Genomic DNA, 22,514 nt, shown 5'->3' with positions numbered 1-22,514 from the left:
CACATAACGCTTCGACTCTCAGCGTGGCAATGCCAGATCAGCGCGAAGGGTGGGCGGCTCCGATCCTCGTCTTTGTCCGCGCGCTTTCTAGGCCGTCCTCAATTGCCGCGTCTGGGTTTGCCGATGCAGGCCGCCAATCAAATCCGCTTGCGTGATCATGCCGATGAGTCGTCGATCGCCATCCACGACTGGAATATGGTGGTGCCCGTAATGTGCGAACACCGGAATGAGATCGGCCACCGGCAACTGCGCATCGACGGTGCGCACGTTCGGCGTCATCAGATCGTCGACGCAGCGGCTTTCCGTCGTATCGCGCCGCAGTGAGAAGCCGCGATTGCGCGGGCCGCGCAGGCCGAATGCCGTGCGCCCGACGAAATCGGTGCGCGTTACGATGCCCACGACGCGCCGCATCGGGTCGATCACCGGAAGCGCTTTGATGCGATGCCGCTCGAGCAGGCGCCACGCGGCGGCGGCCGTCGTTTCGCTCGATACGTAGACGGCGTCCCGCGTCATGATGTCGGCGCAAGTCAGTTCGCTGAAGCTGCGCGCGTAGGCAAGCAGCTGCGCTTCGCGCACGAGCAATTCGAGATCGTCGGATGCCACGTCGATCAATTCGCCGCGCTGTCGTACCAGCGTTTCGAGTTCGGCGCGGGTCACGCCAGTCGAGCCTGGCGCCGCATGCGAGGCGGCGCGGGCAACGTGCGGATAGCGGTGGCCCGTCACCGTGTGATAGACGATGGCCGATGCAAGCAGCACGAACGATTGCAGCGCGACGGGTTCGAGCACGAAGCGAAGCCCGAGTGTGTGAATGGCAGGGCCGCCGAGCACGGCCGTGAGCGCGACGGCGCCCGAGGGCGGGTGAACGCAGCGCAGCGCGAACATCACACAGGTTGCCGCGGCCAGAGCGAGGGCTGCCGCGGCGATGGGATCGTCGATCCACATCGCACTGAGCACACCGACCGTCGCGGCGACGAGATTGCCCCCGATGAACGACCATGGCTGCGCGAGCGGACTGGCGGGCACGCCGAACAGCAAGACAGCCGATGCGCCCATCGGCGCGATCAAAAACGGGATCTGCGCTTGCGGGCCTAGTAGCCAATGCATCGCGGCGCCGGTCGCGACGATGCCGAGCAAGGCGCCGAAGCACGAGCGCAGACGCTCGCGCCACGAAACGGCGACCGGATGCGGGGCGAAGCTGGCGAACCAACGCAGAACGGCTTGACTAGGCACAGAGGTTTCTTCGGATCACATGATGAAAACGCGGCGAAAAGTCGCATGCCGCGCCGCGGAAGCGCGAGATTATATGTCAATGTGATATATGTGCGCCATCGCGAGCAGGCAACCGTTGCGGCGACGCCGCAAATGTCGTTCATCAGGCGGGTACGATGAAGCGGCGGACCGGACCGGTGCTGGCGCCCTGCGCTCGTGCGCAGCGGGCTGATTAGCGCCTAGAGGGCATCTTTGCTGAGGGTATCGGGCGGGGCGGCGTTTGCCGACAGCACCGGTACGTCCACGATAGCTGCCGCTTCGCGATAAAGCGCCGTTTGATTGATGCGTGCGGCGATCGCTTCGTCGTCGATTGCCGGCGTGTCGGTTTCGCGTAAAAGACCCCAGCGCCGATATTGCGCGAGAAACCAGCGGCCCTCGGATTCGCGCGGGAAATTGACCGCGCCGCCGTCGAAGAACGACACGGGCATCGGCGGTTGCGCGAAGCGCTTGCCGCCTTCCCGGCCGCTCAAGCGCGGGGCGATCAGTTCGAGCGGCACGTCGAGCGCATCGGGTTTGGCAAGCCAATGTGCGATTTCGTCGCGATGAACCGGTGCATCGACCCATCGGCAAGCTTCCAGCATGGTGCAGATCAATGCGCGCGCCGTGGCGGGGTGGCGCGCCACGAAGTCGCGGCGGCATGCCAAGACCTTCTCGGGATGGTTTGCCCAGATCTGGCTGGTCGCGACGACCGTCTCGCCAGCGCCGCGCGCTTCCGCTACGGCATGCCAGGGCTCCCCGGCGCAAAAGCCGTCCAGCGTTCCGCTTTCGAGCGCATCGACCATCCGAGGCGGCGGGATGACGACGCTTTCGATGTCGGCGCGCGGATGCACTCCATGCGCGGCAAGCCAGTAGTAAAGCCAGAGCGCATGGGTGCCGGTCGGAAACGTTTGAGCGAATACCGGCGGGCGCCCGAGCGTGGCGAGCGCCGCCTTCAGATTTCCCTCGATGTCGAGCGCGTGCGCGAGCTGCGTCGACAAGGTGATCGCCTGCCCGTTGCGGTTGAGCACCATCAATACGGCCATCTCGTCGCGCGGGCCGCCGATGCCCAGTTCGACGCCGTACACGAGGCCATAGAGCGCATGGGCGCAGTCGAGCTCGCCCGAGAGCAGCTTATCGCGCACCGCCGCCCACGATGGCTGGCGGCATAGCTCGAGCGTGAGGCCGTGACGATGGCCGAATTCGAGCACCTTGGCCGCGACGAGCGGCGCGGCGTCGGAGAGCGAAACGAAGCCGATGCGCAGATGCGTCTTTTCCAGGGGATGCGCGCCAGGCATTGCGATGTCCATTGCGTTGCTACCTCGAAGATTCGGCCGCTTCGATCACGCGGCGCGCGATCTCGGCCAAGCGTACGCCGGCATCCATGGCTCGCCTGCGTAGGGTGGCGTATGCGTCGTTTTCGGAAAGTTTGCTGTGCTCCATCAGCAGGCGCTTCGCCCGATCGATGGTTTTGCGCTCTTCGAGTTCGGTCTCGGCTTTCGCTAAGCGCTGTCGCAGTCTTTCCTCATGGGCGAAACGCGCGAGCGCCACTTCCAGAATCGGCGCGAGCTTGTCGGGCGACAAGCCCTCCGTCATGTACGCGGTGACGCCGGCGTCGACGGCCGAGCGGATCAACTGCTGATTCGCGTCATGGCTGAACATCAGCACGGGGCGCGGGGCCGTCTCGTTCATCACGGCTAATTGCTCGAGCGTATCGCGCGAAGGCGATTCGGTATCGATGATGACGACATCCGGCCGCTCGCGCTCGACCACTTTCGGCAACGCGTTCGGCGCGGCAGTCTCCGGCAGCATGTCGTAGCCCAGGCGAGCGAGCGCCTCGCGCAGTTCGCCAATCGGTTTGTCAGTATCGGAAACGAGCAAAATACGCAGCATCGAGAGTCTGTTTACATCGCTAACGCACGTGTGTTGCCGCGACCGGGGGCGCGGCTCACGCGGGCGTCGTTGCGTTCAGCAAGCGCTTGATTTCCGGGACGCACGAGCCGCAAACCGTACCGCAACCGAGCGTCGATTTGAGCGCATCGAGCCCTGCTCCGTTCGCTATCGCTTGCTCGATCTGCGGTTGCGTCACTTGCTTGCAATTGCAGAGCACGCGCACGCGCGGCGCCAAACTGCGCGCCGGGGAGTCGCCGCCGAGCAAGACGATGGCATGGCGCGGCCCTTCCCATGGGCTTGCCGTGCGAATTTGCTCGATCAGCGCCGCCGCGGGGCTCGTGTCGCCGGTCACCAGAAAGCCGTCCACCAGATCCCCATTCCAGGCAACGCGTTGCGCGCGGCCGCGACGCGCGTCGCGGTACTCGAGCAACTCGTCGCCACGCGCCAATCCTAGCGCATCATGCAGTCTTTCGGTCCATTGCGCATCGGCGTCGACATCGGCCGCCGAGACGACGACGAGATCGTCGCCCTCGACGCGAATCGAGGCGTAGCGGCGTGCCGCCAATAGCGGTTGCACGGCTTCGCGCAATGCGAGCACGTCGCCGCGTTTCGCGGCAACGAGCCGCCAGGGCAGCTTGGCCGCTTCCACGCGCACCGCCGCATGCTTGAGCTCGGGTTGCTTCGAATCGGGATCGACGGCGCCGATCGTCGCTTCGTTGATGCCGCCGCTCGCCAGAAATTGGCCGCTCCAATGCATGGCGGCGAACACGGTGCCGGAGGGCACGTCGTCGGTGGTTTCGACGGGCAAGACCAAGCGGCCGCGCCGGCTCGTCACGGTGACGAGATCGCCGTCCTTGACGCCGCGGCGAGCTGCATCCTCACGCCGCATCGACAACGTCGCTTCCGGCGCGTGATTGAACGATGCGCCAGTTCGCCCGCTGCGGCTCATGCCATGCCACTGATCGCGCAGCCGCCCCGTCAGCAAACGGAACGGATAGCGCGCGTCGGCCGGCTCGGCTACGCCCCGATACGCGGTGGCGTGGAAACAGGCGCGGCCGTCGGCGGTGGCGAAGACGCCATCGGTGTAGCGGCGCGCGGTGCCCGTCGCTGCATCGGAGGCATAAGGCCATTGCTGCGGGCCGTCGGCTTCGAGCCGCGGGTACGACAGCGCGCCGATGTCCAGATCGCGTCCGACCGTGAGCGCGCGATGTTCGTCGAAGACGTCTCCAGGCGATGCGAACGGAAATAGGGTGGGGCGGTCGGCTCGCGCCTGCCCGCCCGTGAGCCGCGTTTCGAGTCTGCGCGCGATCTCGTTGGCGATCCACCAATCCGGGCGCGCTTCGCCCGGCGCCTCGACGGCGGCGCGCACGCGCGAGATCCGGCGTTCCGAGTTCGTCACCGTGCCCGATTTCTCGCCCCAGCTCGAAGCAGGCAGCAGCACGTCGGCGTACGGCACGGTGTCCGTCTGCGTGAACGCTTCCTGCACGACGACGAACTCGGCCTTGTTCAGGGCCTTGCGCACGCGTTCGATGTCGGGCATCGAATGGACCGGGTTGGTGCAGGCGATCCAAATCGCCTTGATTTTCCCCTCGGCGAGCGCGTCGAACATGTCGACGGCCGGCAAGCCGGGGCGCGCCGATAGCCCGCTCACGCCCCACAGCGCCTCGACTTGCGCGCGATGCTCGGCGTTGCCGATATCGCGGTGCGCAGCGAGCATCGTCGCCATGCCGCCTACCTCTCGCCCGCCCATGGCGTTCGGCTGGCCCGTCAACGAAAACGGTCCTGCGCCCGGCTTGCCGATTTGCCTCGTCGCCAAATGAAGATTGATCAGCGCAAGGTTCTTATCGGTGCCGTGGCTCGATTGATTCAGGCCCATGCAATAGAGCGACAGCGAAGCGGGGCTAGCGGCGAACCATTGCGCGGCCTGCAGCAGATCGGATTCGGCGATGCCGCAGATATCCGCTGCGATACTGGGCGTGTAGCCGCGCACGAGCGCTTTGAGCGCTTCGAAGCCGTTCGTGTGCGCCGCGATGAACGCCGGGTCCACGGCGCCTTCCCAGATCATGTGATGCAGCATCCCGTTGAACAAGGCGACATCGGTGCCCGGTTCGATCGCAAGATGCAGATCGGCCAACGCCGCGACGTCGGTGCGGCGCGGATCGACGACGATCCATCGAATCGACGGATCCTTGGCCTTTGCCTCCTCCAAGCGCCTGAACAGCACCGGGTGCGCGTACGGCATGTTGCTCCCCGCGAACAGCACGGTGCGAGCAAGTTCGAGATCTTCGTAGCAAGTGGGGGGACCGTCGGCGCCGAAGGCCTTTTTATAGGCCGTCACCGCGCTCGACATGCACAAGCGCGAATTGGTATCGATGTTGTTGGTCCGAATCAGTCCTTTCGCGAGCTTGTTGAAGACGTAGTAGTCCTCGGTCAACAACTGCCCTGAAACATAGAACGCGACGGCGTCCGGTCCGTCGCGCTCGATCACCTCGGCGAAACGCGCGGCGACGTGATCGAGCGCGTGGGACCATTCGGCGGCCTCGCGCGGCGCTTCGCGCGTGAGCCGAATCTCGGGATGCAGCGCGCGGCCCGCCACGCTCGCGGCCGTTTCCGGCAGCGAGCGCCCCTTCGTGCAGAGCCGGCCGAAGTTGGCCGGATGCTCGGGATCGCCCTCGATGCCGGTGATGCGGCCGTTTTCCGATTCGATCAAAACGCCGCAGCCGACACCGCAGTAGCAGCAGGTCGAGCGTGTGACCGTTTTGGCGACACCTCCCTCGCGGTCGGTTTTCATCGCAATGTCATCCTCGCTCATGCGAAGCGAACGAACACGGCTTCACCGTCGACCTTCACGGCGAAACGCATCGTGCAGCCTTCGTCGGGCGCGCAGGCTTGACCCGACTCGAGCGAGATGTTCCAGCTGTGCAGCGGGCACGTGACGGTATTGCCGTGAACGATTCCTTGCGAGAGCGCGCCGCCCTTGTGCGGACATCGATCGTGCAGGGCGAACACTTCGTCGTTGGCGGTCCTGAACAGGGCGACGTCGCCATCGTCACGTTTGACGACGCGGCTGCCCAGACGCGGAATGTCGGACACGCTGCACACGTGCGTCCAAATGGAGGAAGTCGGCATATCCATGTATCGATGACCTCAAGCGATGACTTTGATCGGAATGTATTCGCGCCGATGCTGCCCCTCGATGCGCGCCTGCCACGGATCGGGCAGCCCTTCGAGCGAATAGAGCAGGCGCTCGTAGAGCGCGCGGCGACTGGCGTCGTCGTCCACGATCTTGCGCTTGATGTAATCGAGCCCGACGCGCGCGATGTAATGGACGGTGCGATCGAGGTAATGCGCTTCCTCGCGATAGAGCTGCAGGAACGCCGCCGTATATTCCTTCACTTCCTCGGCCGTTTTGACCTTCGCGAGAAACTGCGCGACTTCGGTCTTGATGCCGCCGTTGCCGCCGACGTAGAGTTCCCAGCCGCTGTCCACCGCGATCACGCCGACGTCCTTGATGCCGGCTTCCGCACAATTGCGCGGGCAGCCTGATACGGCGAGCTTGACCTTGTGCGGCGACCACATATTCGCGAGCATCGTCTCGAGGTCGATTCCCATCTGCGTGCTGTTTTGCGTGCCGAAGCGGCAAAACTCGCTGCCGACGCAGGTTTTGACGGTGCGGATCGACTTGCCGTACGCATGGCCCGATTTCATGCCGAGGTCTTGCCACACGTTCACGAGATCTTCCTTCTTGACACCGAGCAAGTCGATGCGCTGCCCGCCGGTGACCTTGACCATCGGAATGTCGTACTTGTCCGCGACATCGGCGATGCGGCGCAATTCGTCGGGCGTCGTGACGCCGCCCTTCATCTGCGGCACGACTGAAAACGTATTGTCTTTCTGGATGTTGGCATGCACGCGTTCGTTGACGAAGCGGCTTTGCGGATCGTCGAGCGCTTCGTGCGGCCAGGTGGATACGAGGTAGTAGTTGATCGCCGGGCGGCACGTGGCACAGCCATTCGGCGTGCGCCATTCGAGGAAGTCGAACACGGCGCGATGCGTGAGCAGCTTGTGCTCGCGAATCGCCTTGCGCACTTCGTCATGGGTTCGATCGGTGCAGCCGCAGATGGCTTTCGTTTTCGGCGTTTCTTGAAAGCTCGTGCCAACCGTGCTCATCAGAATCTGTTCGACGAGTCCCGAGCACGAACCGCACGAGCTCGCGGCCTTCGTGTGCTTCTTCACTTCATCGAGCGTGAACAGGCCCTTTTCGGTGATCGCCTTGACGATGGTGCCTTTGCACACGCCGTTGCAGCCGCAGACTTCATCCGAATCGGCCAACGAGGCGGCGCGGTTGTGGCCCTGCACACCGGCATCGCCGATGCTCGATTCGCCGAACATGAGGCGATCGCGCAACTCGCCGAGCTTGCGCCCCTCGCGCAGCAATTTGAAGTACCATGCGCCGTCGGCCGTATCGCCGTATAGGCAAGCGCCGACCAAGCGATCGTCCTCGATGACGAGCTTCTTGTATACGCCGCCCGCCGGATCCGACAACACGATTTGTTCGGTGGTCTCGCTGCCGATGAAATCGCCCGCGGAGAACAAGTCGATGCCCGTCACTTTCAGCTTCGTCGAGAGCACCGAGCCTTTATACGTGCCGATGCCCATTAACGCGAGGTGGTTCGCGCAGACTTTGGCCTGTTCGAAGAGCGGGGCGACGAGACCATATGCGACGCCGCGATGGCTCACGCACTCGCCCACGGCATAGATGCGCGGGTCGTAGGTCTGCAGCGTGTCGTTGACGACGATGCCGCGATCGCAGTGCAGCCCGGCCGCTTCGGCCAGCGCCGTGTTCGGGCGAATGCCAGCGGCCATGACGACGAGGTCCGCTTCGATTTCTTCGCCGTCCTTGAAGCGCACGCCCGCAACTTCGCCGGCGTCGTTGCCGATGATTTCGCTCGTCGCCTTCGACAGAAGGAACTGCAGGCCCCGCGCCTCGAGCGAGCGCTGCAGCAGACGGCCCGCGTTCGCGTCGAGCTGACGCTCGAGCAGCGTCGAAGCCAAATGCACGACAGTCACGTCCATGCCGCGCAACTTCAGGCCGTTGGCCGCTTCGAGACCGAGCAGGCCACCGCCGATCACGACGGCGCGCCGTTTCACCGTTGCCGCATCGATCATGGCCTGTGTATCGCCGATGTCGCGATACGTGATGACGCCCTTGAGCTGGGCACCGGGCACCGGCAGGATGAACGGTTGCGAGCCTGTTGCGATCAGCAAGCGGTCGTAGGGCGCCTCGACGCCATCCTCGGCCACGACGACGCGGCGCTTGCGGTCGATGCGCGAGATCGCTTTGCCGGTATGCAGCCGGATGCCGTTTTGCTCATACCAATCGAGCGGGTTGAGAATGATGTCCTTGAACGTCTGTTCGCCGGCGAGCACGGGCGAGAGCAGAATCCGGTTGTAGTTCGGATGCGGCTCCGCGCCGAAGACGGTGATCTCGTAGTGATTCGGCGCGAGCGCGAGCAGCTCTTCGATCGTACGGATGCCGGCCATGCCATTGCCGATTACGACGAGTCGGGGCGCGTTCATCGTTGCTTACTCCTTGAACCGTTGAGGTCGCAGCGTCATTGCTCGACTGGGGAAAAATCAAAAGGCATGCATCAACGAAAACGGCGTCCGCTCGTGTCGAGGCACGAGGGGACGCCGTTGTCCTTGAAGCGTGCGCGGGGTGAATCGGCGTTTGGGCGAACTGCCTTCGGCCATCACCTCGCAATCGCGTTGCATTGCATGCATCCCGACGCCATTGCCGGGTACGGGCGAGGTCTACGCAAAGGCTATGCCAGCTGCGTGAAATGCCGATGGGACGGGGCGGTGCGCGGGATTGCGCACCGCTCGAAGGCATGCATGGCGAATCGTGCCGCACCGCAGCAGTGCAGCGCCCGCTCATGTCGCACTCGTTCGGCGCGATGTCGTCCGCTTCGGTGCGCGCTGGCCGTGTTGGACTCGCTCCACGCGGTCTATAATTCGGAGCCTCATCGTTCTCACGCTGCGCGGCCGTCATTGATCGATATCGCGGCGCGTGGATTACCGGCTTGCCAACGTACCTAACCCAGGAGGTTTGAAATGACCATCCGTATTGGCGACGTCGCCCCCGATTTCACCGCCGAAACCACCGAAGGCACGATCAAGTTTCATGAGTGGATCGGCGAGAACTGGGCCATTCTGTTCTCGCACCCGAAGGATTTCACGCCGGTTTGCACGACCGAACTCGGTTATATGGCGCGCTTGAAGCCGGAGTTCGACAAGCGCAAAACGAAGATCATCGGGCTCAGCATCGATCCCGTCAGCGATCATAAGAATTGGGTTGGCGATATCGCGGAGACTCAAGGGCACGCGGTCAACTATCCGATGATCGGCGACGCCGATCTGACGGTGGCCAAGCTCTACGACATGATTCATCCGAACGCCAGCGGCGGCACGCGCACGGCGAACGATAACGCCACGATTCGTTCGGTGTTCATCATCGGTCCCGATAAGAAGGTGAAGGCGATGCTCGTCTACCCGATGAGCGCGGGCCGTAATTTCGACGAAGTGCTGCGCCTGCTCGACGCGCTGCAGTTGAACGCGCAACACGCGGTGGCCACGCCCGTCAATTGGCGTCCGGGCGACGACGTCATCATCCCGACGTCCGTGTCCGACGAAGAAGCGAAGAAGAAATATCCGCAGGGGTTCAAGACCCTCAAGCCGTACCTGCGCACGGTCGCGCAGCCCAAGTAACGGCGGGTGCGTTCGCGCCGCCCGTGGCGGCCGAACGCGAGCGAATTCGCACGGGTAGGTTTAAGGACTTGGGGCTAAGGTCTACCCCAAAACGGCGGCCGCGATCCCCGCGGCGGCGCACAGCGCAACCACGGCCAGCGGCGGCGCCTTCCATCTGACGAGAAGTAGGCACGCTATCGCGGCGATGGCGAAGTCGAGCGGCCTATGCACGGCGCTCGTCCAGACCGGCGAGTAGAGCGCTGTGGCGAGCAGACCCACGACGGCGGCGTTGATTCCCGCGAAAGCGGCTGCCGTCGAAGCCCGAGCGCGCCAAGCTTGCCAGTGGGGCAGTGCCGCGACGACGAGCAAAAGCCCCGGCAAAAAGATCGCGACGGTAGCGAGCGCCGCGCCGGGGGCCCTAGCGCCCGTGCCCGACATCATCCAGCCGAGATAGGCGGCGAAGCTGAATAGCGGCCCGGGTACCGCTTGCGCCGCACCGTACCCCGCAAGGAGCGCATTCGAACTCACTGCGTGCTGGATCGCGCTCTGCTGCTGCAACAGCGGCAGCACGACATGGCCGCCGCCGAATACGAGCGCGCCGGAGCGAAAGAAGGCATCGAAACCTTGCAATGCTTCGGTCGCCGAGCCGCTGATGCCGGGGACGAGCCGCACGGCTGCGGGAACGCCTATCAGCAATAAGCAGAACAAGGCGAAGGCGAGCGCGCCGGCAACGTGCGAGACGCGTCGCGGCAGTAGCGCGCCGGTGTCGCCGTCAATCGGCGCAGGGCGACGCCCGAGCGCGCCGTCGCCGCGCCGGTAGAACGCTAATCCGGCCGCCGCGCCCAACGCAATCACGGCCAGTTGCGCATAGGCCGAATGCATCACAGCGAGCAGCGCAATCGACACGAGTGCGATAGCCGTGCGGCGTAAGTCCGGACACAGGCGCCGGCCCATGTCCCAAACCGCCTGCGCCACCACCGCGACCGCCGTCAGCTTGAGCCCATGGACGAGACCTTGGCCGACGGTTCCTCCAAGATCGGGGGCGAGTGTTGCAAACACGAGCAAAAGCAACACCGAGGGCAGCGTGAAGCCGAACCACGCCGCGAGACCGCCCAGCCATCCGGCGCGCAACAGCCCCACGGAAAACCCGACCTGACTGCTTGCCGGCCCCGGAAGGAATTGGCAAAGCGCGACGAGATCGCCGTAGGCGGCTTCGTCCAGCCAGCGCCGGCGTTCCACGAATTCGCGGCGAAAGTAGCCTAGATGCGCGACTGGACCACCGAACGAGGTCAATCCGAGTTTCAGAAAAACGGCGAGCACTTCGAGCGCGCCGTAGCCGCGCCCGGCCGCGGCGGCGCCGATGGCAAGCGGTTTAATGGTTGAACCTCTTCATCGCTTCGGATTCCATCGCAGCTTGCCATTCTTCCGATGCTTCGATGGGGTTGGTCTCGTCGTCGATCGAGAACTGCGCGCGCTCGGCCGCGGTGCGCGCGTCGCCGAAATCGGCGTCCAAGTCGTCGGCGAGCGTATCGTCGTCCGGCGGCTCGAGCATGTCGCGCAGCATGGCGTCGAGCTCGGGGGTGTCCCACGGTTTGCCGTGCTGCTTGCAGACCTTGATGTAATGCCTGATTTCGGCGTCTTGTTCCGGTGTGAGCGGAAGTCCGCGGAAAGTCCGCGCGGGATCGATGTCGGCCATGATGCGCTCCGCGACGAAAGATGTCTGAGTGTAAGCCCCATTGTTCGAGTGTAGCCCCGTTGCCCCCTTGTGCGCTAGACCGAACGGTTTGGCGACTCGCATTCGTCGGCGGCCGCGATCGGCGGGGGAGCGGGGGCGCCAATCGCAACGTGCTACGAAAACACGTAAGCGCGTCCACGCATAACGCGTCCTACAATCTTTGGCGTTTGCCCACCCACTTGGAGACGCCGATGCGCGCGACGAACGTACGCCCCATACCGGAAGGATTTCATACAGTGACGCCGTACATTACGGCGTCCGACGCTCGAGCGGTGATCGATTTCCTGCAACGTGCGTTCGACGCCACCGTTTTCGAGCGTATCGACGACGATAAGGGTCGCATCCGACACGCTCAGTTGAAGGTCGGCGATTCGGTGCTGATGCTGACTGACGGCAACGACGAATGCCGCCCGGCGCCGGCGGCATTCTATCTGTATGTGGAGGACGTCGACGGGGCTTATGCACGGGCGCTACGCGCCGGTGGGGAATCGGTGATGGAGCCGGCCGATCAGTTCTATGGCGATCGCAATGCGGGGGTGCGCGACGCGTGCGGCAACACGTGGTGGCTCGCAACGCATATCGAAGATGTATCGAGCGAGGAAATCGCGCACCGCGCGCAAGCCGCAAGCCGAACGTAAGCGGGGCGCCACGCGCACGGATATCTCAGCTTAGGTTCGACGTGGGGTACGCGTGGGTGCGATACGCAGGGCGCACTTTTTGGCTGACGGCGTCGATTTCGGGTGGCGTCGCACGTCGAGCCTATGAGCTCGGCAGAAGATCGATCGACGCGGATCGAAAACGCGATGGCAGGTCGTTCGCCGCTGAGCCGCCTGCACGCATCGGCGTGCGCCCGAATCCATGGAGCCAACGACGCTATGAAGCTATACGCCCACCCGTTTTCCGCCTATTCCCAGAAGGTCCTGACAGCGCTGTACGAGAACGGCGCGCCGTTCGAGTTCGCCATGCTTTCGCCCGAGCACCCGCAGGTGGGGGCCGAGTTCGCAACGCTTTGGCCGATGCGGCGCTTTCCCGTGTTAGTCGATGAAGGACGCACGGTGCTCGAGTCGAGCGTCATCATCGAGTACCTCGATCTTTTTCATCGCGGCTCGGCGCCGATGATCCCCGAGGACCGGCGCGCAGCCCTAGACGTGCGCATGTTGGACCGCTTCTTCGACAACTACGTCATGACGCCGACGCAGAAGATTGTCGGCGATCGGCTGCGTGCGCAAGCCGTGCGCGATCCCCATGGTGTCGAAGAAGCCAAGCAGATGCTCGAAGTTGCATATCGATGGCTGGACGAACGAATGCAAGAGCGCGAATGGGCGGCCGGCGATGCGTTTAGCCTAGCGGATTGCGCCGCGGCGCCATCGCTGTTCTATGCCGACTGGGTTCATCCGATCGACCGCTCGCTGCGGCACGCCCACGGCTATCGACAACGGCTGCTCGCGCGGCCCTCGTTCGCGCGCGCGGTTGACCAAGCGCGGCCTTATCGTTCGCTGTTTCCGCTCGGGGCGCCGGATCGGGATTAATACGCCTGGTCGTCGGGCGCGAAACGCAGGCCCCGCAGAGCCAACGCAGGCATCACGAGCAGATTCAGGGCGGTCGACGTGAGTAGCCCGCCCAAAATGACGGCGGCCATGGGGCCTTCGATTTCGTTGCCCGCGGCGCCGCTCGTGAGCGCGAGCGGCAGCAGCGCGAGCGCCGTGGCGAGCGCGGTCATGAGGATCGGCACGAGGCGCTCCGACGCCCCTCTCAGTACCGTGTCCGCATTCCAAGGTAAGCCATCGACATGCACGAGATGTTCGTAGTGGCTGACGAGCATGATCGAGTTGCGCAGCGAAATGCCCAGCAGCGTGACGAAGCCGACCATGCTGCCGAGCGTCAGGTTGCCACCCGTCGCGGCGACGCTGACCACGCCCCCGACGAGAGCGAACGGCAGATTGAGCATGACCACGGCGACGGCCCGCGCACTGCGCAGCGCAAGCGAAAGCAACACGAGGATACCGACCAGCGAAACCGCACCGTAAACCAGCAAGTCGTGTTGCGATTGGCTGCGCGCCTCGCTTTCTCCTCCGAAAACGGCGTAGACGCCCGCCGGCATGGGTACGTCGCGGCTCACACGCGCCTGTGCTTCCCTTACGAATTCGCTCACTGGCCGGCGACCGAGCGTAACAGAGACGGTTTCCACCCGCTGTCCCCCGTCGTGCGTGATTTGGTACCGACCCGAAACTTGGCGAATCGTCGCCAGCGCGCCGAGCGGCACGGCTAATCCGTCAGGGTTCCTAACGCTCAGTGCGCTCACGTCGCTCAGCGTGCGGCGTGCGGAGGGCGCAAGCTGAACGGTCAAGTCGTAAGCTCGGCTGCCTTGATGAACTTGTGCGACCGTGACGCCCTCGTAGGCTGCCTGGATCGCGTCTAGCACCTCCCCGGGGCGCAAACCGTGCCTGGTCAACTGCTCAGGTTTGAGCCGAACTTCCAGCTCGGGGATGCCCGGGGGCGACTCTACGTTGACGCCCGCGACGCCATGAATCGTGGCCAGCACCTGGGCGATCTGTTGCGCTTTGCGGTCGATAAGGTCGAGATCGTTCCCGTAGACATTGACGACCACGGGCGCGGTGACACCCGAAATCGTCTCGTCGATCCGTTCCACGAGAAACGTATTGATCGAAGTCGTCAGGCCCGGAAATCGTGCGAGGGCGTGGCGCATGGCGGCAATCGTCGCATCCTGATGCGACGGGCTCATGGCGTCGAGCTCGACTTCGAATTCCGAGAGTTGCACCCCTGTCGGATCGACGACTTCGTTGGCGCGGCCGGCGCGCTGTGCGACGAGCCGCACGCCGGGAACGTGCATCAAGGCATTCGAAACCTTCGTGCCGATACGTATCGATGCCGGCAACGACGTACCCGGCGCGAGGCCCATATGCACAATGTAGTGCCCTTCGCGCAGTTGCGGAATGAAATTGCCGTTCATAAAAGGCAGCGCGCCGAGCGCGGCGACGCACAACAGCGCGACGAGGACCATCGTCGTCCTGGTTCGTCGTTCGACTGCCGCGAGCACGCGGGCGTAACGAGCCTTGAGAGCGACGATGGAGCGCGGCTCGCGCGAAGGCAATTCGCCGCGCGATAGCAACGCCAGCGACATCGCCGGCGTGACGGTCAACGCAACGGCCAACGATGCGAGCACGGCGAGGATATACGCGACACCGAGCGGCGCGAACAATTTGCCGGCCACGCCCGATAACGTTAGCACCGGCAGGAAGATCAACATGACGACGAAGGTGGCGAACACGACGGCGCTGCGTACTTCCAACGATGCTTTCAGCACGACGCGCAGCGCGGGCAGCGGCGTAGCGCGGAGTCGATTTTCCCGCAGCCTCCGGTAGATGTTCTCGACGTCGATGATCGCGTCGTCCACCACTTCGCCGAGCGCAATCGCTAAGCCTGCAAGCGTCATCGTGTTCAGGCTGGCGCCGAAAGACGTCAGCACGACGATCGCGGTCAGCAGCGACAACGGAATCGCCGCGGCCGAGATCGCCGCGGTGCGCAGATCGAGCAGAAACAGAAACAGCACGACGACGACCAGCAGTGCGCCGGCCAGCAGCGCGGTTCGCAGGTGTGCGATTGCCGTCGTAATGAAATTGGCCGGGCGAAACACATTGGGTTGCAGTTCGACGCCTTGCCGTGCCAAGACGGGAGCGAGCGCGGCCAGCCGCTTCTCTATGCTGCGCGTCACGGCCATGGTATTCGTGCCGTATTGATTCTCCATGACGACCATGACGCCAGGCTTTCCCATGATCGTCGCAGCGCCGACTTGGGTCGCCTCGCCCCATTTGATCTCGGCGACATCGCCCAAATGCAGGGCTGCGCCGTTGCTCCAGCGCAGCACGACATCGCCAAGCGTCTTCGGATCGGCGATCTGGCCATCGACGTGCACGGCGATGCGTTGATTTTCGTTTTCGATGAAGCCGGCCCCTCGCGTGCCCGTCGCTTGGCGCGCAGCTGCGATGACGTCTTGAAGCGATAGGCCGTAGCGCAATAGTTGTTGCGGCTCGACTTGCACTTGCAGTTGCCGCGCCGCCGCGCCGAACACGATGGCATCGGCCACGCCGGGCGCACTGAGCAACTGCGGTCGAACCGTCCACTGCGCGATGTCGTAGAGTGCGGTCGGCGAAAGCGTCTTGGAGGTTAGGCCGATCGTGCGCACCACGCTCGTCGTCGTCGTGAGCGGGAGCAACGTCGGCGGCATAACGCCCGCAGGCATCGCCGCAGTGAGCGTATTGAGCCGTTCCGAAACCAACTGCCGAACTTGCAGTACGTTGGCGCGATCTTCGAAGACGAGCGTGATCGACGCCAACCCTTGCATCGACCGTGACCGGATCGACTTGAGTCCAGCCATGCCGGCGAGCGCGTTCTCGATCGGCTGCGTCACGAGCGTTTCCACTTGCTCGCTCGTCAAGCCGGGTGCTTCAGCTTGGACGATGCTCATCGGCGGCGCGAATTCGGGAAAGACGTCGAGGTTCGCGCGCGTCGTCGAATAGATGCCATAGCCGGCTGCGGTGAGCGCCAGCGCGTAAATGACGCCGCGAAAGCGCAGCGAAAAACGGATAATGGCTTGGAGCATGGGCGGCCGGGACGCAGGTGAGAGGGCGACGAGCCGCGCCGCGGCCGTCGGCTACGATCAATCGTCGCACTCGGGCGGATCTTTGCAGGCAGTCGCAACGCCTTCTGGCTTCAGCTCTTCGGAGAGCAGCAATTGCGCGCCGCGCGTGACGATCGAATCGCCTGCGCGAAAGCCTGTGGTCACTTCAACCCCCGCATCGTCTTCGCTGGCCGATTGCACGAGCCGGCGGGCGAATCGGTCGGGGGCGGTGCGAACGTAAGCCCAGGTCTGCCCGCCATACCAGACGATCGCATCGGCGGGGATCAACCACGCTGGGGCGCTCTTCTGCGGCGTTGCCGCAACCGCCAGCGTGTGCATGCCGGCCGGCAGTGCGCGCGGCGCGGCATAAAACCATGGGTCCCCTTGAACGGCGGGATCGGCGACGGGCGACGGCGACAGCCTGTGTGCAGTGATCGATTCTCCATCGGGCGCGTGCAAGGTTACGCGCTCGGGTGCGCCGCTTCCGATGGTCGAGGGGAGCGTCACGCGCAGGAGCGACGTGCTCCCGGACTGCAGGCGCGCAAGCCATCCCGAGCCGGGCGAAGCGACTGCGTGCGCGAGGACTTCGCCGAATTGCGCGCGCGCCGTCGCGCTCAATCCCGCCAGCGCCGCCCTCGCCGATTGCAGCTTATCTCGGTCCGCTTGCATGAGCGCATGCGAATCCTGTAGGGCTTTCAGCGAGACGTTGTGATCGTCGTCGAAGAGTTGGCGGCTGCGTTGATATTGAGCCTTCGAGTTCCCCGCCTGCTCAGCGACGGTTGCGACATCGGCTTGCGCGGCGGCGAGCCTCGTGCTCAGATCGAATAACGGTTGCGGATCGACCACGGTCGCATACGCGTCGTATTGCGTCCGGACGCGGGTGGTGGTGACCGGCGCGACCTCGATGCCGCTCGCTCGTTGCGCGTCGAGCCCGATGGTAAGGACCCTTTCTGCGCCGATCGTTTGCACTGCCGGCGCGGATGCGGGCCGGGGCGCGGACGTCGCTGGGCCAGGGATAGCGACGGTTCGAAAAATGTACCAGCCTGCCGCCGTGGCAATGGCGAGGGAGGCTGCTAGCGCCAATGAAAGTCGTGCGTTCATCGTGGTTCCTCCGGCCGATGCGGCCGCAGATCATCCAATTCTTCGCGCTCGAGCGGACGCTGCATCGCATCTTCGAGTGCGGCCGCCGCCTGCTGAGCCGCAACGAGCCAATCCAAGCGAGAACCGGCGTTGATGTCGAAATCGATCTTCGCTTTCGTATAGGCGAGCCGATCGATCTCGCCGGCGGCAAACCGGGCGGCCTCGCCGGCGAGCTGCTTTTGTGCGCGATTCAGTTGGTCGTCTGCGAAGGCGAGCGCGCGAAGCGTCTGCCGGTAGCGCGACAGCGCTTGATCGAGATCGCCGATGATTTTGTCTTGCAGCGCGGCGGTGCGCGCCGCGGCTTCTTTACGCCTGTCCTCGGCTTCGCGAATGCCGCCTTGGTTTTGATCGAAGATCGGCAACGTGATGCCGGCCAAGCCGAACGCGATGCGTCGTGTGCCCGTGTCGTACGTGTAGCCTGGACCCAAATGAACGTCCGGGTATTGTTTTGCGATTTCCAATTGCAGCGCCGATTCGGAAGCCGCATAGTCGGCCAGCGAAGCGAGCAGGTCCGAGCGATGAAAAATCGCGTCGCGCTGCGCCTGGGCTATGGGCGGCACGGGCGGGGGGGCTGTGAAGGAAGCCGTGTCGATATGAATGCCGTCGACGGCTGCGAGCGGTACGCCGATCGCAGCGGCAAGTTGCGCGCGCGCATCGGTCAGCGCCGCGCGGGCTGCAGCGTAGTCGCGCTGCGCCTGGTCCATCGCCAGCGTTGCGGAGCCGACGTCGGCCGCGGAATTCTCGCCAACGGTATGTCGTTTCTCGATCATGGCGACGACGTCCCGCTCGTCCGCGACACGGCGCGCCAGCAGAGAGCAATGTCTTTGGGCGCTGTAAAGCGCAGTCAATGCGTCGCGCACTTGGCCGCTCACCCTCCATGATTCGGTTTGGATGGCCAATTGCGCCGCATCGGAGAGATGCTTCGCCTGGTCGATGCGATAGCCTCGTTTCCCTGCAGTTTCGATCGGGATGTCGAGCGCGAGCCCCATAGTGAAAGGAGCGCCGGGCCCCGGGTTCGGCGTCGCGTATTCGGCGGGCAATTGAAGCGTTGGATTCGGCAAGGCCCCGGCCACGTCGACGCCGGCGCGCGCCGTGTCCGCGTGGGCGCGAGCGACTTCGAGCGCCGGATTGTCGTACCAGGCCGCCAATGTCAGCAACCGTCGATTCCATTTCGTGGGCGGCCAGGGCGTAATGTCGTGGCCGAGCGCACGCGTGACGTAGTCATGCAGGCTTGCATCGGCAAGCGAACGGTGCTCGAAGCTGCGTGCAAGCTCGGCGGGCGCGAGCGGCTGCGCATGGTAAGTGGCGCAGCTTGTCAGCAGGCAAACGGCGAAGGGCAGCAGGCGGCGCATTTCGGTATTGATCGATGAGGCGCTCGATGCGAGGCCTTCGACTGTCGATGCTATCCCGGCGCTTGTGAAATTTTCGTCAAGAGGGGTTACGCCCGGGGCTGGCTTCACCAGCGCCGGGGGGAGGCAGTAGGAGCGACACGCTGGTGCCCCGCGACGGCTCGCTCTCGAGCTGGATCTGCCAACCGTAGCGCTCGGCGATTTTCTTGACGATCGACAGCCCGATACCGGTGCCTTTTTTCGTATGCCGAACCGGATGCGCTTGATAGAACCGATCGAATACGTGCGGCGCTGCGTAGGGTGCGATACCCGAGCCCGTATCTTCGATCCGCAACCACGGGTGAGCGTAGGTGAAGCTCAGGTGACCGCCCACCATGTGGCGCTCGGCATTGTCGATTAAATTCGATAGAACGATCGCCAGTGCGGAAGGGTTTGCCATTACGCATAGATCGGGCTCGATATCAACACGCGTGGCGATGCCTTTTGCGGCAAGTCGATCGGCGAAAGGCGTCAGCGCCTCGTCGATCGCGGTGGCCAAGGGAACGCTGACGGCGTCCCGCACGCTATGTTCCCTGGCGAGTGTGAGCAGCGCATTGACCACCTGGCGCATGTTCTCTGCCGCGCGGTCGATTTGAGCAATCCGTGCGCGCGCTTTCTCGCCGAGCGAGGCGTCTTGTTCCAACAACTCGCAACTGGTTTTGATCGCCGTGAGCGGTGTGCGTAGCTCGTGGCTCACGTTGCCCGTGAATTCCTTTTCCCGCTCGATCATCGCGGCCATGCGGTGGTGATAATCGTTGAAGGCATCAACGAGCGCGATCAGTTCGGTTTCATCGTACTTCCCTGGTTGGATGGGGGCAGAGGGTGTCGATCCGAGCGTTTTCACTTGGTTGGCCAAGCCGGCGATCTGCCGCACGAGCAATCCCGACAGACCGAATGCAAGCCAAATGGTGAGTAATGCAAACAAACCGGTGACTGCCATCAGTGCGTCGATAACCCGCTTGAAACGCTGCTCGTACGCGCTGAAGTTGTAAACGCGGTAAAGACGCGCATCGCCGAACGGCACGGCGGCAACATGAATCTCGCGCCCGCTCAAGATGATTTCATGCACGCCGTCGGGCAACGCGGCGACCGACTCGGGCAGCGCGACTGGCGAACGATCGGCGCTGGAAACATAACCTCGCAGGCGCGAATCGAATGGCGGTAGAAGCGCGGAGTCGGCGCGATAGGCTTTCGTGACGCTGGCCATGTCGTCCTCCACGAGTGCCGTGATGAGCCTTTCTTCCTGCGCCTCGGCGAGGGTGCGCACACCCAGCGCTTGCGCGACGAGCAGCGCGATGGTGAGCACCGAAAAAACGACGGCGACCTTGAAACGAAGGCTACGATGCGCGCGCATGGGAAGGAGCGACGAGCCGGTAGCCGATACCATGGACCGTTTCGATCAGGTCCTCTTCGCCGTGCGCCGTCAACGCGCGCCGCAACGTGTAGACGTGGGAGCGGAGCGTATCGCTGTTGGGCAGCGTATCGCCCCATATCTGCAGTTCCAGTTCCTCCCGACCGAGAACGCGGCCTGGCGACTGCATCAGAATGCGCAACAAGTGAAGACATTTGGGCGACAGGCGCAGCGCGCGGCCGGAGCGCTGCACCGAGAGCGTCGAGATGTCGAGCCGCACGTCCTCGAAGCGCAGTTGGCACGCCACGACGCGCCCCCGATAACGCTTGATTAGTGCTTCCAGCCTTGCGCCCACTTCTTTGAGCGAGAACGGCTTGACCAAGTAATCGTCGGCGCCGTGTTGAAATCCGGCCAACTTATCGTCGAGCGTGTCGCGCGCGGTCAGCATCAACACGGGGGTGTCGCGATGGGCTTGCTCGCGCAACTCGCGGCAAAGCGAGAGTCCGTCCATGCCCGGCAGCGCGAGGTCGAGCAAGATGGCATCCCACGTTTGCTCCACGGCAAAGCTCAACCCCGCCAGCCCGTTCATTGCCAGATCGACATCGTAGCCCTGGCTTGTCAGGTAGTCGTGTAGGTTGGCCGCAATCGCGGAATCGTCTTCGACGATGAGTACCTTCATGGGCAGTCGTTGCGGCGGCGCGGCGCCGCAACGTGCGGCAGACCCTCTACGTGACAATGGGTTGATTAGTGATGACCATACATCGAGTTCCAGTCGGCGCTCGTCGTCATGCGCGAGCCGGACAGTGTGGCGCCGGCCCGTGCGCCGCCAACGCCGCTATTCGATGCCGTGCTCACGCCCGCGTGCATGCCGGCGCGTGCTTCCGCTGCCTGGATATCCGCAGGATAGTGGATTTTATTCGGGACGTAACCGTCTTGCCTCAACTGCGTGAGTTGGCTCATCACCTGCGCGTGCGTGAGCGGCTGATCGCTTGGTTGCGCTTGCGCAAATGTCGCGGCAGACGTGAGGGCAACGGCGAGCGCTGCGGTTTGGAATAACGCCTTCATGATCGGTACCTCCTGTTTCGCTTCAACTGCGAGCGGCGATCGCCCGCAGCCTGCCATCACAGTATGTTCGATCAAGCTTAAGGCTTGGTTAAGCGCCCCTTAGGCCGCTGCCAGCGAATCGCCTACCACGCGCACATGCTCGCCGGGCTGGAACTGAGGCTGCGTCGTGTAGTTGAAGTTCCGGTAGCTGCCGTCTTGCATCCGCACTTGAACTTGGTACGACGTTGCCTTGCGCACTTCATGCTCGATGCCGTTGCCGGCGAGGCCGCCGCCGACCGCGCCAGCGATCGTGGCGAGCGTGCGTCCGCGACCGTTGCCGATTTGGTTGCCGAGCAATCCACCCGCGATTGCGCCGCCGACCGCGCCGATGCCTGTCGTCGGCGCCGGGGCTTGCACTTGGTTGATCGCAACGACTTCGCCTGCGTTCGGATCGTAGGCCGTGGCGCGCACATTACCGTTGTAAGCGCCGGCATTTTGCTCGACGCCGCCGTTGCTGCCATATGCGGGCGAGGGCGCGACCTTCACCACGTGATGATGACGGCGAGCTTCGGCAGCCGCTTCATTGCTAGTTTCGCGGGTTTCGCGATGTACGGGGGAAGGCGTGACTGGTGCGCTGGCCACCTGGGCGCTTTGCATCGCGCTCTGCTCGGGCGGCGCGGAACCCGCATGCGACGTCGGCAGCCATCCGGCAATTGCCGCGATGCCCGTTGCGCTCACCAGCATGACTGCAACTGCAGCGCCAGCGATCAGCGGATGAATGCGGTTGGGGGTTTGATTCGAGGGAAGGTTTGCGTTCATGACAGACTCCGGACAAGGATGTCTGCAGAAACGCCGGATTGCGTGTATCGGTGGACCACGCATTGGTGACATCTGTAAGTAGTTGTAGCGCCGCCCGCGGCGCCGTACTCCAATGCCGATTAAACCAGGGCGCCGGCAAGCGAAGCCGGCGCTAACATCCGGGCGTATCCTCTAACACAGCAGCGGACCGCTAACGCCGCGCCGTGCGCGGCGCGCCGGCTGTGGGCGTAAGCCGCATTAATCGACGAGACGGATGCCGAAAACGGTGGCCTGCGAGCGACGGACGCGCTCGGCTTCGCGGTGGCGCGCCTCGAACGAGTAGTCCGAATCGAGCGGCAGGTGCGGCGAAACGAAGAGATCGTTGATCTTTTGAACGAAGGCGAAAACGAAGCTCATGGCGACTCCCGGGTTGAATGCGTATCAGGGTTTATCCTTAGAATGCATTCTAGGGTTTTCCCTAGGCTAAGTCTAGTGCGCCGCACAAAAATATCGGAAGAGGACCCGCTTTTCCGG

At 63.9% G+C, this 22,514-nt stretch carries 19 protein-coding genes; 3 read left to right on the top strand and 16 right to left on the bottom strand.

The annotated features are described in order from the left end of the window. Window positions 1–87 precede the first annotated feature (87 nt). From MMB74_RS25420 to nirB, 6 genes are all read right to left on the bottom strand, one after another. On the bottom strand, window positions 88–1,230 hold the full coding sequence (locus MMB74_RS25420) for an HPP family protein (RefSeq protein WP_277431429.1): 1,143 nt from the start codon (window positions 1,228–1,230) through the stop codon (window positions 88–90). Window positions 1,231–1,448: 218 nt separating this feature from the next. Next, window positions 1,449–2,555 carry a CmpA/NrtA family ABC transporter substrate-binding protein gene (locus MMB74_RS25415; RefSeq protein WP_277431428.1) on the bottom strand — a complete coding sequence of 369 codons (1,107 nt, stop codon included), beginning with the start codon at window positions 2,553–2,555 and terminating at the stop codon, window positions 1,449–1,451. Between the two features lie 7 nt (window positions 2,556–2,562). Continuing rightward, a complete protein-coding gene (locus tag MMB74_RS25410) occupies window positions 2,563–3,138 on the bottom strand; it encodes an ANTAR domain-containing protein (RefSeq protein ID WP_277431427.1) in 576 nt (191 codons plus the stop codon). Window positions 3,139–3,193: 55 nt separating this feature from the next. After that, entirely contained in the window at window positions 3,194–5,929 is a 2,736-nt protein-coding gene (locus tag MMB74_RS25405) for a nitrate reductase (protein WP_277431426.1), read from the bottom strand. Window positions 5,930–5,946: 17 nt separating this feature from the next. Continuing rightward, complete coding sequence (gene nirD, locus MMB74_RS25400; protein ID WP_277431425.1) at window positions 5,947–6,267, bottom strand: nitrite reductase small subunit NirD; 321 nt, start codon at window positions 6,265–6,267, stop codon at window positions 5,947–5,949. An 18-nt stretch (window positions 6,268–6,285) separates the two neighbouring features. Then, the gene (nirB, locus tag MMB74_RS25395) at window positions 6,286–8,718 is read right to left on the bottom strand and encodes a nitrite reductase large subunit NirB (RefSeq protein WP_277431424.1); all 2,433 of its coding nucleotides are present in this window, start codon (window positions 8,716–8,718) and stop codon (window positions 6,286–6,288) included. A gap of 534 nt (window positions 8,719–9,252) precedes the next feature. Between nirB and MMB74_RS25390 the strand changes: the two genes are divergently transcribed. Further along, window positions 9,253–9,906, top strand: a complete 654-nt coding sequence (locus MMB74_RS25390; RefSeq protein WP_277431423.1) for a peroxiredoxin — start codon at window positions 9,253–9,255, stop codon at window positions 9,904–9,906. A gap of 81 nt (window positions 9,907–9,987) precedes the next feature. Here MMB74_RS25390 and chrA read toward each other — a convergent pair whose 3' ends face one another. Together chrA and MMB74_RS25380 are read right to left on the bottom strand one after the other, a co-directional pair. Beyond that, window positions 9,988–11,205: a chromate efflux transporter gene (gene chrA, locus MMB74_RS25385; RefSeq protein ID WP_277431422.1), complete on the bottom strand. Its 1,218-nt coding sequence runs from the start codon at window positions 11,203–11,205 to the stop codon at window positions 9,988–9,990. A gap of 52 nt (window positions 11,206–11,257) precedes the next feature. Continuing rightward, window positions 11,258–11,581 (bottom strand): hypothetical protein, encoded by a 324-nt coding sequence (locus tag MMB74_RS25380; RefSeq protein WP_277431421.1) that lies wholly within the window; start codon window positions 11,579–11,581, stop codon window positions 11,258–11,260. 230 nt (window positions 11,582–11,811) lie between these two features. On the opposite strand from MMB74_RS25380, the gene MMB74_RS25375 reads away from it, so the two are divergent. Next, the gene (locus tag MMB74_RS25375) at window positions 11,812–12,258 is read left to right on the top strand and encodes a VOC family protein (protein ID WP_277431420.1); all 447 of its coding nucleotides are present in this window, start codon (window positions 11,812–11,814) and stop codon (window positions 12,256–12,258) included. Window positions 12,259–12,495: 237 nt separating this feature from the next. Continuing rightward, complete coding sequence (locus MMB74_RS25370) at window positions 12,496–13,149, top strand: glutathione S-transferase family protein (protein WP_277431419.1); 654 nt, start codon at window positions 12,496–12,498, stop codon at window positions 13,147–13,149. Here the strand turns inward: MMB74_RS25370 and MMB74_RS25365 are convergent. The 8 genes from MMB74_RS25365 to MMB74_RS25330 all read right to left on the bottom strand — a co-directional run bounded on the left by MMB74_RS25365 (window position 13,146) and on the right by MMB74_RS25330 (window position 22,397). After that, window positions 13,146–16,241 carry an efflux RND transporter permease subunit gene (locus tag MMB74_RS25365; RefSeq protein ID WP_277431418.1) on the bottom strand — a complete coding sequence of 1,032 codons (3,096 nt, stop codon included), beginning with the start codon at window positions 16,239–16,241 and terminating at the stop codon, window positions 13,146–13,148. The genes MMB74_RS25370 and MMB74_RS25365 overlap by 4 nt on opposite strands. A 57-nt stretch (window positions 16,242–16,298) precedes the next feature. Next, complete coding sequence (locus tag MMB74_RS25360) at window positions 16,299–17,360, bottom strand: metal transporter (RefSeq protein WP_277431417.1); 1,062 nt, start codon at window positions 17,358–17,360, stop codon at window positions 16,299–16,301. After that, a complete protein-coding gene (locus tag MMB74_RS25355; protein ID WP_277431416.1) occupies window positions 17,357–18,751 on the bottom strand; it encodes a TolC family protein in 1,395 nt (464 codons plus the stop codon). The genes MMB74_RS25360 and MMB74_RS25355 overlap by 4 nt, the downstream gene beginning before the upstream one ends. Before the next feature lie 76 nt (window positions 18,752–18,827). Further along, window positions 18,828–20,174: a HAMP domain-containing sensor histidine kinase gene (locus MMB74_RS25350; RefSeq protein WP_277431415.1), complete on the bottom strand. Its 1,347-nt coding sequence runs from the start codon at window positions 20,172–20,174 to the stop codon at window positions 18,828–18,830. After that, entirely contained in the window at window positions 20,125–20,817 is a 693-nt protein-coding gene (locus tag MMB74_RS25345; protein ID WP_277431414.1) for a response regulator transcription factor, read from the bottom strand. The genes MMB74_RS25350 and MMB74_RS25345 overlap by 50 nt, the downstream gene beginning before the upstream one ends. Window positions 20,818–20,882: 65 nt before the next feature. Further along, window positions 20,883–21,203: a DUF4148 domain-containing protein gene (locus MMB74_RS25340; protein ID WP_277431413.1), complete on the bottom strand. Its 321-nt coding sequence runs from the start codon at window positions 21,201–21,203 to the stop codon at window positions 20,883–20,885. 99 nt (window positions 21,204–21,302) lie between these two features. Next, complete coding sequence (locus MMB74_RS25335) at window positions 21,303–22,001, bottom strand: glycine zipper 2TM domain-containing protein (RefSeq protein ID WP_277431412.1); 699 nt, start codon at window positions 21,999–22,001, stop codon at window positions 21,303–21,305. A gap of 237 nt (window positions 22,002–22,238) precedes the next feature. Beyond that, window positions 22,239–22,397 (bottom strand): hypothetical protein, encoded by a 159-nt coding sequence (locus MMB74_RS25330; RefSeq protein ID WP_277431411.1) that lies wholly within the window; start codon window positions 22,395–22,397, stop codon window positions 22,239–22,241. Window positions 22,398–22,514: the final 117 nt, after the last annotated feature.

Origin of the sequence: Trinickia sp. Y13, from assembly GCF_029522115.1 — a bacterium.
Lineage (GTDB): Bacteria > Pseudomonadota > Gammaproteobacteria > Burkholderiales > Burkholderiaceae > Trinickia.
Note: the sequence above shows the minus strand (reverse complement) of the source record. Positions and strands in the feature narration are given on the sequence as shown.